Source organism: Streptomyces sp. Q6, assembly GCF_036967205.1.
Lineage (GTDB): Bacteria > Actinomycetota > Actinomycetes > Streptomycetales > Streptomycetaceae > Streptomyces > Streptomyces citrinus.
The window spans coordinates 8,495,287-8,508,923 of sequence record NZ_CP146022.1 but is presented as its reverse complement, the minus strand read 5'-3'; the positions used below and the strand labels follow the sequence as shown (position 1 = coordinate 8,508,923).

The window sequence follows — 13,637 nt, the reverse complement described above, 5'->3', positions numbered from 1 at the left end:
CTCCCTCAACGATGTCCACATCACGGAGTCAGCACATGGCCGAGCCCTTCCACCCGCCGAGCAGGGGGAAGGGCCAGGACCGGGCTTCTACAGTAAGCGGCATTCCAGAAGTCCTGTCGGTATCTCGTGGGGAACCAGGGCTTGTCCAGGGTGCGGCGGTGGCCAGGTTCTGATCCGGTAATCGGCTGCGGAAGAAGGCATGGATTTGTCGTTTGCGGCCGGGCCAGGACCCTGCGGTGTTCGCGATGAAGGTCTTCTGGGCGGGCCCAGATCCGTTCGGTCGGGTTGCCGTGCGGGCTGTAGCGGGCGCTGAACCACAGGTGCACGCCGGGGTGGTCGGCAATGAAGTCGCGGACCGCGCGGGCGTGGTGGATCTGGTCGTTGTCACACACGATGGCGAGGGCCGGGGCATCGGGGTAGGCGGCCAGGAGCTGCTGAAGCAGGGCGAGGAAGTCGGCCGCACAGCGGCGCCCGAGTCGGTAGAAGAAGGCGCCGGAGGTCACCTCCAGCGCACCCAGCACGGTGACCTGGCGATTCCTGCCCGGGGTGAGGACTTCGGGGCGGTGGCCGGGCCGGATCCAGCGGGCACGGACGTGGGGCAGCAGGTGCACATGCGTTTCATCGGCGGTGAAGACCTTCGCGCCGACGGGAAGTAGTGGCACGCGGCGGCGCAGGGTGGCCAGGATTGCGTCCCGGTGTGGATCACCGCGGGCGATCAGCTTCGGCCGCCGCCACACGGCCACCTCGCGCAGGCGCCGGTACAGGGTGCGGGTGCTGACCTTTGATCAGCCCAGATAGTGGTGCAGCTGACGCACCGTCCACGGCCTGGTCCGCTCCAGGAGTGCGGCAATCCGCCCGGTCACCCGGCGCTCGCCCAGCCGCGGCCGTCCGCCGCGGGGGCGGTCCTCCAGGCCGGCCACGCCATGGGCGTTGAAGCGGCCGATCCACCGCCGCACCGTGGCCGGGTCGTACCCCAAGAGCGAGGAAGTCTCCGCGGGAAGCAAGCCATGCAGGGGCAGCAGCACCATCACCGCCCGAACCATCGAGCGGCCAGGACCGCGCAACAGGCCGCGTATCCTCTCGCACTCACGGTCGCGTTGGCGAACACGGTGGGCGGGCGCACACTGACCACAACCTCGCCGGGTGGACGGACGATGCTGACACTTCGATCGAACGCCCGGCGACAGCCATGTCAACGCCTCGTGCAGCAAGCAGCCTCAACTGCCTGTGCCTGAGCGCTTCAGTTGGCCCCTGCGTGCTGTGGTTGGCCCGGCTGAGCGTTTCGATTGACCAGCCGGGTAGCGGTGAGGGCTGTGACCTGCGGCGTGTTCTTGTGAACTGGTACGGGATGGCGCGTGGTGGTGCCGACAAGGGTCAGCGAGAGCCGTCAACCTTTACCGAGAACGGATGTCGGCCATCATCGGGCCAATGTAACAACGCCCTCCGACGAGTCAGCCCCGCTTTCCCTGCCGCCGCCACGTGCGCCCGCCGTCGTCCGAGGCGTACAGCCCCTCGCCCTTCACCAGGTCGTACGTCGGCTTCGTCGCGTCCGCGATGCCGTACAGCGTCTTGCCCTGGACGGTGAACGAGGTAAACGGCACCGGGATCTTGAGCTGGTGAAAGGCCCGGTTCGAGCGGTCGTCGGCGAGCCAGTAGCGGCCCTCCCTCTCGCCGACGAGCAGCCGCCCGTCCGGCAGCGCCCGCAGTACCAGGAACACCACATCGCGCTTGAGGTCCTGCCAGGGGATGCCTCCCCCGGTGAGGTTGCGCCAGTGCGCGCCGTCGTCCGCGGTCACCATCAGGCCTCGGACCGTGCCGTTGGGGCCGCCGCGGAGCAAGGCCAACGCCGTCGTGCCGCCCGCCGCGGTGACGGCGCCGCCGCTGGTGTACGGCTTGGGCATCGGTATGGAGGTGAGGGTGCGGCCGTCGCGTTGCTGCACGACGCGGTTGGGCATCCGCGACTGGTCCACGAACCAGACCGAGCCGCGCTCGTCCAGCGCGAAGTCTACGTATTCCGGTGCGCCGGCCGGGGCGGCCACGGTGCGGTTGGCGGGGCGGTAGAAGCGAGCCGGCGTCCCCTCGTGGAGGACGATGTCGCCGGGGCGGGTGCCCAGCGCGCGGTCCGAAGTGGTGACCTTGTGCCGCTTGCCGCGTACGTCGAGCGCGTACGCGCTCTCCGCGCCCCGGCTGCTGCGGTGCCAGCGGACGAAGCCGTCGCGCACGCCGATGTACTGGTCCGGCTGATCCTCCACGTTCGCGTGCCACGCCTGCTGCGCGACCGTGCGGCCGGCCGGCGAGACGATCCGCCAGGCGGCGGCCGCCGGGCCCTCGTCGTCCCCGATGTCGCGCGCGTTGTACGACAGCAGCAGGGAGCCGTCGCCCGCCCGCGCCACCCCGGCCGGTGCGCCGGCCGCCTCGATGACGGCGTCAGGACTCGGGTGCGGGTCCTTGATGACACGCTTGTACGCCGCCTCGCGGTCGCCGCTGCCGACCTTGGAGTCGCTCTGCGCACACGCGGTCAACGCCAGGGACATGACGCTCACGACCGCCGCGGCGACTGCGAACACGCGCTTTCTCAGCCTCACCATCGCGCCATCCTCGCAGCTCAGCGTCGCGGAAGGGCACCTTCCGGGCTCTTGGTCATCTCGATCCGGTGACCGGCCGACTGATCGGCAGGCCGCGCCGCGAAGCTTCGGGCATGTCCTCGCCACCGGATTCCGCGCCGACTCGGCAGCCGTCGCACCTGCAGCACCACCGCGACAACTTCGATGAGAACGAGACACCTTCAATGAGGAGACCCCCGCCCCAGACGCCTTCACTGAGATCGCGACACCTTCAGTGAGAACGAACACATGCCGCCGGGACGGGCCAACCACCACGCACAGCCGGGTAAACCACGGCACTAAGAGGCCAACTGTAGCGCTAAGTCTCACTGCCGTTACGCGCAGGACTTTTGGATACACGCTCAGCGGCGTAGCGGATTCAGAGCTCCGTGTGCCACCAGTCGCCGACGGCATTGACCTGCGAGGGGTCGCCGATGACCATGCGGACACGCGACGTCAGCTGCGAACTGTTCGAAATGGTCCCGGCGTTCGGTCCTACGTACACCGGCGCGGGGTTACGCCCGGCCTGGAGATTCCGGGCGTAGTTGGAGAGTTGCGACCAGTCGTTCTCCAATTCCTGCTGCCTCAAGGGGAGCGCCGGATAGTACGTGTTCCCGTTACGCATTATGTCGACCATGACGCCGTAAACATCCCAGAACCGTACGGCCTCCGACGTGTACTGGATCATGAACAGCAGCGAGGCTGCTGTACTGCTGCCGTCGCCGCCGTATTGCAACTGATAGGCGTGGTTGTACAGAAGGCTGTACGAGTAGGGCAAGTTCCCTCTCGAATACCCGTCCGTAGCCTGCACTATGTCGTTGTAGTGGGACGTGTAGCTCAGAGTCTGGACCTGCCCGAGGTTGGGCAGCAAGCCACCGTCAGGGCCGTGGCTGAGATTCTCCATGACCTCGCCGAGATTGTAATCGGCGTCAGCGAACTGCCAGGTATCGCCGTTGTGGTTGGTGAAGCCACGCAGGTAAAGGTTGTTGGGGGTGAACCACAGGCGCAGCTCTTCGCCATTGAAGTTCAGGTCCGCACGGATCAGCGAGTCACCCCTGCCAGCTGTTTGCGTCGCGGCGATCCCGTTCCACCAGTAGTGCCCAGCCGCGTTCTGCAGACTTGAAATGAAGCCACCGTACTGACTGGCCGGCGTATCTCCGGTGCCGTACAGGTTGTACCAGACGTGCGAAATTCGCCCCTCCGCCGTGTCTGCCTTCGCGGGGCTGACACCCGCGAAAAGTGCCACGAGGGTGACGGCAAAGACAGCAAGCACGGAAAGGAAGCTTCCACGCCTGTGTCCCTCTGGGCTCCGTAGGGTGAACCCCTCAGAAAACATCGTTTCTCCTCAAGACTGATGGGGCGACGAGAGTGCCCACCTTGCGTACATCACAGGCACCTCCATCAGAATCGCGAGATACGGCCACAGGGGCATCAGTCAGATGACTCAACTCGCAACGGCTCATACACTGACCACAGTTGCCGACGGATGATGAGGCGGCAGTAGACCGGCCTCAGCAAGGCTTCGTGGATCTCGGCTCGGCGTTCCCAGCGAACGCGAAGTCGGTGAAGCCGGCAGCCAAATGACGTCTCGCTCCAGAACCGGCGCACTCGGCTGGTACCGCGCGCCCCCTTGCGCGCCCCTGCCCCAACTCACACGCCCCGTTCACACCACAGGGCCCAGGAAGCGCAGCGCCACTGGCCTCCCAGGGGGTCCGGTGCCAGGTCACTAGTGCCCTGACCGGGAAGGTTCGCCGGGTTGAGCGGGCGGTGGATGGCGTGATGGCTTCCGATGAGGGAGATCTGCCTCATAGGATCTTGAGCCCAGGCTCGGATGTCGGAGGGCGATGATGGAACTACCGCGGATACGCCTCGGCAGCGACGACGTGTGGGTGGAACTGGCTCGGACCGATGGCGACACCTGGCAGGTCACTGCCGATTGGTGCTCGTGGCTGACGGCTGACTTCACCGCGGATGTCAGCGCTGCGGAGGTCATGGACTTCGCGGCCCGCGTGCTCTCTCACCTGCGCGCGCCGTCGGGTGGACGCTTTTCGGTGGCGGTGACTCCGGGCCGGAGCAATCCGATGACGTTGAAGGCGGAGCCCGTCGGGGACGGTTTCGCCTTTTTCGTGCGTCTGACTCCCAACGGCGACGACGGCGTGTGTCATTTGCAGATGGAGATCGATCCGATCGCCACGTTGGAACTTCGTGAAGCATTCGATGCGCTGCACGCGGCGCTGGTTGTCTGACCCGCCGGAACATCTGGTCAGGCCGCCATCGTGAGCGGGCGTCCGCCCCATCGGATGCCCTTCTCGCTGCGGATGCGGGCGCGTTCCCTGCGTTCGGCGGCCAGGACGTCACGATGGCGGGCGTTGACGTTGCGCCAGCGCAGGTAGGCGTGCAGAGCCTTGGTCTGCACGATGTGGTTGGGGTGGTGGGAGTTGGCGATGGTGAACTGTCTCAGCGGTCCGAAGTGGGCCTCTATGGGGTTTGCCCACGAGGCGTAGGTCGGGGTGAAGCACAGCTCGACCTTGTTCTTCTTCGCCCAGCGGCGGATGTCGGCGCCCTTGTGGGCAGACAGGTTGTCCAGGATCACGTAGATCGGTGCGCCGTCGGGGCGGGCGGCACGGATCGACTTCAGCGCGGCCAGCGTGTTCGCGGCGCCCTTCTTGCACCGGTTGACGCCCCACAGGCGGTCGTCCCCAACCGAGTAGCAGCCATGGAAATAGCGCACCCCGTGGGTGCGGTGATATGTGGCGGGCAGTCGGCCGGGGCGCTTTCGTTCGGCCCAGCACGAGCCGGCGGTGGGCCGGATCCCGAGCGGGCCGAACTCGTCGAAGGCGAAAACCCGGTCGGAGAAGCGGTGAAGGACCTCTTCGATCCGGTCCAGCTTCGCCTCGCGGTCCGGGTCCGGCGACTCCTTCCATGTCTTGGTGCGCTGGAAGGTAACGCCGCGGCGGGCGAGCAGGCCACGTAACGCCTCGCGGCCGATGCGGATCACCCGGCCGTGAACTTTCCGCAGGTAGGCGACGAGCTTGCGCAGCGACCAGCGGGTGAAGGGCTGGCCGAGCTTGGTGGGGCGGGTGATGGCCGTCTGGATGACGAAGTCCTCGTCATCACGATCGAGCAGGCGGGGACGGCCTCCCGCCCACCGAGGGTCCAGGCAGGCCAGGCCGATCTCGTTGAACCGGTGGATCACATCGCGCACGGTGTCCTCGTCGGCCTGCACCAGCTTCGCGATCACCGGTGCCCGGTTCCCGCCGGCCGAGGCCAGCAGCATCATCGCCCGCCGGTACCGCACCGAACTGGTGCTGCCCCGGCGCACGATCTGCTGCAGCTTCTGCCCTTCCTGGTCAGTCAGTCTGCGCACCCGAACAGGCTCAGCCACCGCACCCCCAACGGTCGGATCGGACGTCACCGCACATCCAACCGCCACCACCAACAACCCGGCGAACCTTCCCGGTCAGGGCACTAGCCACCTGCATCCTGACCGCCAACTTCAGCTACTCCCCCGGTCTACTGCTCACCGACCAGACGGTGTCCGTGAACAGCAACAGGCGGTACGCCACCTGCGTGACGACGGACCCCGGTGTCACCTCCGGCCTGTCCATCAGAACAGTCACCGTGACGACCTCCTGCCTGAACCTGGGCAACTCCTCCTCGGGCACGGAGACCATCACGCGGTGGGCGAACTGATCATTGCCTCACCGTGACCGACAGCCTGGGACGCGCCATGGGAGTGCGGGCAGAGGGAGGGGAGGCCCGGAGCGTCCGTACCCTTGGGGGGCGGAGCATGACCCGTACCAGCTCCAGCGCTACGCGAGGTGAGACTGCGACTCCCTCGCGGCAGCCCGGTCAGGTTCGCCGGGAACAGACCAGCGAGGTCGTGGCCTGCTACTGGCTCCTGCGAGCCAGTAGGTGACGGAGCCAGTGACTACGGGTTCACGGATCCCCAGCGCGTCGATGGCGGGGATCCGCAGGGATCTCTTTGATGGTTCGAGCTGCCGGCGGTGGCTTAGCGGATGGTGACCTGGACGGTGTTGGAGACGGCGCCACCGCCTACGATGCGGATCTTGTTGAGACCCTTGAGACCGAGCTTCACACGCAGGTTGTAGGTGTGGCTGCGCGTGGTGTTCATGTGGATGGGCAGGCTCACCCACTTCTTCTTCTGCATCTGCTGCAGGGTGACGCGGGTCCCAGCCGGAAGACGGGTGGAGGAGCCGTAGACGCGGAACTCCTGCCAGGCCCTGATGGATTTCACGGTGGCCTTGGCCGACAGGGTGGGCCGCGGCGCCGACTGCACCGACGCGGCAGCGGCGGAGGGGCTGGCGACGGCGGGGGCCGCGGCCAGAGGAGCGGCGGACAGCAGCAGACCGGCGCCTACCGAGGCGATACGGACGCAGACAGGATGCATGACAAGCCTTCCGTGACGAACTCATTGAAACAGCCACAAAATACGACAAGAAGGCTGATTTGATAGTTCGACGCGTCCACCGTGCACCGTCGTTTAGCGTGTTCGGACGGATGCAGGAAGCGGCTCGGAGATCGAAGGCCCTGCGGTTGCGGTGGGTGCAGGCGGACATACGCGTCCCCATACGCCGCCCACGAGTTCTGCGCTGGGACTGGACGCAGGACCCCGTCGTCAACCGGCTGTGATCTCGATGTCAGCGCCTGGGGCGCCCGAGGAGCCGACACGGCTGCTTGACGAGCACGTCGCCGAGCTCGTGGAGGAAACACCCCGGCGAACACGTCGTGCTGCACGTCGGCGATCACGGCGTGGACATCCGGTCAGCAGACGGCGACCTCCACGGCACTCCACTCCCCGCTGCCGACGCCGTGACGCAGCGCCTCCAGGAGCACCGTGTCGGCCTCCACATCGTCGGGGCGCCCACCCTCCCTCAGGCCGCGTACGGTGCCGTCCCGCGCACCGTCCTGGACGAGGTGACAGTTGCGATCTCCCAGCAGAACACCGCCAAGCGGCCCCTCCGTGCCCGGTCCCTCTACATAACGCGTGATCGGCGATCACGAGACCACCGTCAGCACGATCTTGCCTTGGATGTGGCCCCGCGCGGCCCGCTCGTGTGCCGTGCCCGCTTCGGGCAGCGGATAGGTGCTGTCCACCCCTACCTGGAGCTTGCCCTCGTCGAACAAGCGCCCGATCTCGGCGAGCTGGGCACCGCTGGAACGCACCTGGATGTTCGAGACCGTGATGCCCAGACTCGCCGTCACCTCCGGGTCGTACTCGGCGAAGAACACCGGCAGCATGGCGCCGCCGCGCTTGAGCACCGTCAGAAAGCGTGCGCTGTCCGGGCCACCGACGGCGTCGATCACCAGGTCCACACCGCTGACGACGTCCGCGGCCCGCGTCCTGGTGTAGTCGATGAACTCATCGGCGCCGAGCTTGCGCAGGAACTGCTCGTGCCGGCCCGAGGCCACCGCGATGACGTGCGCCCCTTTCCATTTCGCCAGCTGCACCGCGAAGTGGCCCACGCCACCGGCGGCCCCGTTGACCAGCACGGTCATTCCTGGCGTGATCGGTACCGGCCGGTGCACCTGGCCGGTGAAAGGAGACGGCACGTCGTGGCCGAGATCCACCAGGTACTGCCAGGCCGTGAGCACGGCCATGGGAGCCCCGGCCGCCTGCACGTGGCCGATTCCGGCCGGCTTGTGAGCCAGGTCCGAAGCCGGCGCGGCCACGTACTCGGCGTACGTCCTGCCGTCGAATCCGGGGAACCGCAGCATGCCGAAGACCTCGTCACCGACGGCGAACCCCCGCACGTCCGGAGCGACCGCCTCGACCACACCCGACATGTCCGTTCCGGGGATCAGGGGGAACGCCAGCGGCGGCCTCATCTCGGCCGGCATGACCTTCATCCCCTCACGCAGGTACCAGTCCGGGGGGTTGATGCCCGCCGCGTGCACCCGGACGAGGACCTCGCCCGGACCGATCTCGGGAACCGGCACCTCGTCGTACCGCAAGACTTCCGGGCCGCCCGCTTCGTGGAACTGGATCGCCTTCATCGCACCTGTCTCTTTCCTGGGGAAACGTTGCCCGTTCAGTCAAAGCCCAGGACGGCACGGGCGTCCAAGACCGGTTCGGCAACCTGATCTTTCCGAAACGGCATGACACGTACGCTGGAAGCGTGAACGATCTCGGACAGGACCTGGAACTGCGGCTGGTGCGCTACTTCACCGTGGTGGCGGCGCACCAGCACTTCGGCCGGGCCGCCGCCGACCTGCACGTGGCCCAGCCGGCGCTGAGCCGCCAGATCCAACGGCTGGAGAAGTATCTCGGCGTACGACTGCTGGACCGCGTCCCCCAGGGCGCCCGGCTCACCGTGGCCGGCCAGACCTTCCTCCCCCGGGCCCAAGCCCTGCTCCAGGCCGCCCGCCAGGCCGAGCTGGCCGTGCGCGAACCAGCCGAGACCGAACGAATCACGATCGGTTACGTCGAAGACCTGGTGATCACTGCCGCCGTACGGGAACTGCGCCGTCGCCATCCGGACGCCGAGATCGCCACCCGGTACCTGAGCTGCCGCGACGTCGAGGCGCTGTCCGACAAGCGCGTCGACGCACTGATCGCGCGGGCCCCGCTGCCGTTCGGCGCCGGCGACGTGTCCACCACCCCGCTGTACGAGGAGTCACGGATGCTCGCGGTCCCGCGCGGCCATCCCTTGGCCGACCGCGCGTCGGTGACCGCGGACGAACTGGCCGGCGAGGAGGCGGCGCCCTGTGCGTTCGAGACCGCGGACTGGACCTCGTACCGCATCCTCGGGACCGACGTGCCAATGATCGAGAGCTACGAGGACAAGCTCGAACTCGTCGCGAGTGGCAGGGCGATCGCCGTGCTGCCGGTCGGCGATCGGCGTAGCTCATTGCGTCCCGACCTCGTCACCGTACCGATCGAGGACGCGCCTCCCAGCCAGGTCGTCCTGATCAGCCGCAAGGGCGACCCGAATCCGATGATCAGGAATCTCCGGCTGGCCGCCACGTCCGTACTGACCGCCTCTGCAGCCTGACCGCGACCGGCCGACCCGCCCGGCCCCGAGGGCGGTCCATGGGTGGAACGCGTGACCACTGGGCCGCCGGTCTGGGCCCTCAGGCTCGGACAACCCGCGTCGGTCTGGCTGCTCAGCTCACAGCTTCCTCCCCAACTGCCGTACGGAGCAGGCCAGTTCAGATCAGATGCCGACCGATCGAGCGGCAAGCCCCCGCGATGCTCGCCGGCGAGGGCCAGGCGTAGAGCTGCTCCACCGCCAGGGCAGCTCTACGCCTGGGTGCACTTGGCGATCAGGCGCTGCCGATCTCCAGCATGCGGTCCACCACGCGCGCGGACGCGCTTCCGTCATCGAGGCCGCAGAACGTCTCCAGGAACTTGCTGTAGCGGTCCTGGTGGTCGGCGCGCACCGTGTCGATGGAGCGTACGGCGTCGATGACTTGGTCCGACGTGCGCAGCAGGGGGCCGGGGGCGTTCTTCTCGAAGTCGAAGTAGAAGCCGCGCAGGGTGTCCCGGTAGTGCTCGAGGTCGTATGTGAAGAACAGCATGGGGCGGCGGGTGTGGGCGAAGTCGAACATCACCGAGGAGTAGTCCGTGATGAGGATGTCCGAGGCCGCGTAGAGGTCGGCGATGTCCGGGTAGTCCGACACGTCGAACACGAAACCGTTGTCGGCGCCCGGGACGCGGTCGACGATGTTGGAGTGGCGGCGCACCAGCAGGACGTGATCGGCGCCGAGCGCGCTCTTGGCGGCCTCGACGTCGAGTTGCATGTCGAACTTGAACCGTCCGGCGCCGTGCTTGAGGTCGTCGCGCCAGGTGGGGGCGTACAGCACGACCTTCTTGTCGTACGGGATGCCGAGCTTCTCCCGTACTTCCTTGCCGAAGGCTTCGATGTCGGAACGGTAGAGGTAGTCGTTGCGCGGGTAGCCCGTCTCGACGATCTCGCCGTCGAAGGAGAAGGCGCGCTTCAGGATCGGGGTCGAGAACCGGTTGGAGGAGACGAGGAGGCTCCACTGCTGAGCCTCCAGGCGCAACCGGTTCTGGTACTCCTTGTCGAAGTGCAGCGTCTCGATGTCGTGGCCGATCTTCTTGAGCATGGTGCCGTGCCAGGTCTGGACGATGACCTGGCCGGGACGCCGCTCGATCCACTCCGGCAGGTGCCCGTTGGTGACGATGTACCGGCTCGTCGCGAGGGCCTCGAACCATGCGCGGCTCCACATGGGCACCGGGTCCGTGCCCTCGGGCAGCGTGACCTGCCCGTCGCGTACGGCCCACAGGTGTCGCAGGGCGGTGCCTCGTTGCTGGAGTTCCTCGTGCATGGCACGCGGGCTGTCGGAGTACTGCTTGCCGTTGTAGGAAAAGTAGAAGACCTGGTCGCGCAGCGGTTCGCTGCGGCGCAGGCGGTGGTAGACGCTGTTGCGGAGTTCGAGTTGACGGTAGGGGCCGCGCTCCAGGTCGCTGAGCTCGCTGCGGCAGTTGAGCTGCAACTGATCGAAGCGGCGTGATTCCAACCAGTAGCGGCGGCCTCGTCGAACCGTGTGGTGGGGGAACGTCGCCGACGCGAGCCGATCGAGGCGGACGGGGACGTCCTCGGCATGGTCACTGTCGCGCAGCTTGAAGTCCCAGCGCCCGGCGGGCAGCGGCTTGTCCCCCTCGCGGCCGGTGCGCGCCGGGTCGAAGACCGCTTCGAACGTGGCGATTCCGTCGGCCGATCCGCCGACGCGACGCGTGGGCACCAGACGCTCCTCGAACCGGCCGTCGGCACTGACCACGAGCGACGGATTGGACAGGCGGGCGCCGGTGGTGAGGAGCATCCGGAAGCCGGCTTCCGTCTCCGTCATCTCGGTGAGGAGTGCGTGGGCAGGGCGGTGCCGGAACTTCAGGTAGCCCGTGTGGCCGGCGATCACGGCGATCTCGGAGTCCGCCCCGCCCGTCTCGTCCCCGCCGGGTGCGTCCAGCGGGTAGGACCTGTCGGCCAGTCCGTCGGCCATGACGGCTCCGAATCGGCGCTCTTCGGCGTCGGGGCCGTCGGTCACCACGATGTCGGTCGACCAGTTGCACTGCGGGATGTCACCTGTGAACGAGGTCAAGGGAGCGGTGAAGCGGAAGGAGCGCCGTCCGAGGCCGTCGGTCGAGACGTCCAGGGGCAGGTTCAGCACCTGATCGGTGTCGGAGGATCGCACACGCAGCACGGCGGACGCCGCCTCGACGTCGGTAAGGGGAGTACGGATGTCGCCTTCGAAGGTGAGGCTGTGCGTCGACGTTTCCAGTGCGTACGAGTGGACGACCGCCCGCACCCTTTCCACCCGCAGTTTGAGCTGGTTCTTGGTCACGAACGGGCGCAGCCGGAAGTCGTCGTCGAGCCAGCGGTAGGGCGGATAGTGAGCGCGTGAGGGCCCCGATGCCTGCACGGCGAGCTTGCGCCGCTGCGCGCCGGTCATGACGAACATGCCGACACTCCAGGTCGACTCCTCCCAGCGCCCGCCGCGGCCGCGCAGCCGATCGGGGTCGAGGGTGAACTGCCAGCCGGCCCAGTCGTAGTTGTGCTGCGCCTGCCCCGAGTCCGTCGTGCACAGCGGGCTGTAGCGGTTGCGCAGAGGCACCACGATGCGCCTGCGGCTGCCCGTGCGGCGCAGCTGCAGCACCTTGACCGTGGAGAAGCGGTTCGGTACGTCCATCCTGTGGATCCAGGCGTCACCGGTGAGGACCAGCTTGTCGGCTTCCCACCGGGCGTCACGCAACGGCGCCTTCAGGTTCAGCTCGCGGTCGAAACGCAGCGCCTTCTTCGGCAGGTTCACCTCGGAGCCACGCAACGCGGCGGGCGCGGCGTACTTGCGTACCCACCCCTTCATCTGGAGTGGTTCGCGGCTGCGTTCGGCGGCGATCTGCGCCAGCAGCTCCTGCGTACGCCGCTCGCGTACCAGCAGCCACTTCACCCGCAGGGCGATGGGCAGGGCGAGCACCAATCGCTCGTCGATGGTGTCGAGGTACGAGTTGACCGCCGTCATGAACGTGCTGCGGTACTCGTCGTCGCCCTCGGGAAACACGTCGAGGAAGATCTTGAGGTCGTCCTTGAGGGTCCGCGCGTCGTAGGCCGACTTGAAGGCGGCGTACTCCGGTCCCGGCCGCGAGGCGAGAAAGTCGGAGACGTGCTGCACCGCGGCGACGCGATCGCGCACCGCCTTGGGCAGCGTGCGCCGCTGCGTGATCGAAGCCTCGCCGCCGTCGTCCCGCGTCCGCCAGTGGTACGTGACATCCGCGATGACGTCCACCGTGCGCGCGAGGTAGTGCGCGGGAACCACGAGGGGAATGTCCTCGTGGAGCACGCCTTCGGGGAACGTGAGGCCGTGCTCCGAGAGGAACGACCGACGAAAGACCTTGTTGCACGCGATCCGGTCCGCGACCAGTCCCGGAAACTCACTGATGTGAGTGGCGGCCCGCGGCTCCCTTCCCAGCATCGACAACAGCGGAACCTGCCAGGTCTTCACCGAGTTCACGTGGTGCACGTTTCCCGTAGCGAAGTCCGACCCCGTCGCGTCGAGACTGTCCGTCATCGTCCGGTAGGCATCCGGCGGCACCGTGTCGTCGCTGTCCACGAAGGCCACGTACTCGGTGCGCGGGTCGGCCGCCGCCATGCCTGCGTTGCGCGCCGCACCGAGCCCCGCGTTCTCCTGACGCACCAGCCTGATCCGGGAGTCACGCGCGGCGTATGCGGCGGCGATCGCCGCCGAGCCGTCGGGCGACCCGTCATCGACCACGACGATGTCCAACTCCCGCAAGGTCTGCGCGACCAGCGAATCCAAACACGCGGCGAGATAACGCTCCACGTTGTACACGGGCACGATCACGCTCAACCGGGGAACGAGGGACACCTGAAGCCTTTCTCTGGGCCGCCGGGCATCTCCTGCGAGGTGTACGCGTGGGCAAGGAGAAGCACGTAAACGCAGCCGGTCTCAGCGGGGTACGTCACGCATCGCTCGCGTTAACGACCAGCGCTGGGCAAGGGCACGGTCCGTGGGACAAAGTCCCGTCACAGTTCC

At 67.4% G+C, this 13,637-nt stretch carries 9 protein-coding genes and 1 pseudogene; 3 read left to right on the top strand and 7 right to left on the bottom strand.

Annotated elements, in window-relative coordinates:
* Positions 1 to 95 precede the first annotated feature (95 nt).
* The 3 genes and pseudogenes from V2W30_RS39180 to V2W30_RS39170 all read right to left on the bottom strand — a co-directional run.
* Positions 96 to 1,123, bottom strand: a pseudogene (locus V2W30_RS39180) (IS630 family transposase); the annotation flags it as partial.
* A gap of 328 nt (positions 1,124 to 1,451) precedes the next feature.
* Positions 1,452 to 2,588, bottom strand: a complete 1,137-nt coding sequence (locus tag V2W30_RS39175; protein WP_338703370.1) for a hypothetical protein — start codon at positions 2,586 to 2,588, stop codon at positions 1,452 to 1,454.
* 394 nt (positions 2,589 to 2,982) lie between these two features.
* Complete coding sequence (locus V2W30_RS39170) at positions 2,983 to 3,876, bottom strand: ribosome-inactivating family protein (RefSeq protein ID WP_338703369.1); 894 nt, start codon at positions 3,874 to 3,876, stop codon at positions 2,983 to 2,985.
* A gap of 571 nt (positions 3,877 to 4,447) precedes the next feature.
* Here V2W30_RS39170 and V2W30_RS39165 point away from each other — a divergent pair.
* Positions 4,448 to 4,849, top strand: coding sequence for a hypothetical protein (locus tag V2W30_RS39165; RefSeq protein ID WP_338692552.1), 402 nt, complete (start codon positions 4,448 to 4,450; stop codon positions 4,847 to 4,849).
* A gap of 17 nt (positions 4,850 to 4,866) precedes the next feature.
* On the opposite strand, the gene V2W30_RS39160 is transcribed toward V2W30_RS39165, so the two are convergent.
* Complete coding sequence (locus V2W30_RS39160; protein ID WP_338692551.1) at positions 4,867 to 5,988, bottom strand: IS630 family transposase; 1,122 nt, start codon at positions 5,986 to 5,988, stop codon at positions 4,867 to 4,869.
* A 155-nt stretch (positions 5,989 to 6,143) separates the two neighbouring features.
* On the opposite strand from V2W30_RS39160, the gene V2W30_RS39155 reads away from it, so the two are divergent.
* Positions 6,144 to 6,296: a hypothetical protein gene (locus V2W30_RS39155; protein WP_338703368.1), complete on the top strand. Its 153-nt coding sequence runs from the start codon at positions 6,144 to 6,146 to the stop codon at positions 6,294 to 6,296.
* A gap of 319 nt (positions 6,297 to 6,615) precedes the next feature.
* Here V2W30_RS39155 and V2W30_RS39150 read toward each other — a convergent pair whose 3' ends face one another.
* Positions 6,616 to 7,014 (bottom strand): hypothetical protein, encoded by a 399-nt coding sequence (locus tag V2W30_RS39150; RefSeq protein WP_338703367.1) that lies wholly within the window; start codon positions 7,012 to 7,014, stop codon positions 6,616 to 6,618.
* A gap of 608 nt (positions 7,015 to 7,622) precedes the next feature.
* Positions 7,623 to 8,621 carry an NADP-dependent oxidoreductase gene (locus V2W30_RS39145; RefSeq protein WP_338703366.1) on the bottom strand — a complete coding sequence of 333 codons (999 nt, stop codon included), beginning with the start codon at positions 8,619 to 8,621 and terminating at the stop codon, positions 7,623 to 7,625.
* A gap of 122 nt (positions 8,622 to 8,743) precedes the next feature.
* Between V2W30_RS39145 and V2W30_RS39140 the strand changes: the two genes are divergently transcribed.
* Positions 8,744 to 9,619: a LysR family transcriptional regulator gene (locus tag V2W30_RS39140; protein ID WP_338703365.1), complete on the top strand. Its 876-nt coding sequence runs from the start codon at positions 8,744 to 8,746 to the stop codon at positions 9,617 to 9,619.
* Positions 9,620 to 9,890: 271 nt separating this feature from the next.
* Here the strand turns inward: V2W30_RS39140 and V2W30_RS39135 are convergent, their stop codons facing one another.
* Entirely contained in the window at positions 9,891 to 13,469 is a 3,579-nt protein-coding gene (locus V2W30_RS39135; RefSeq protein WP_338703363.1) for a CDP-glycerol glycerophosphotransferase family protein, read from the bottom strand.
* Positions 13,470 to 13,637 lie beyond the last annotated feature (168 nt).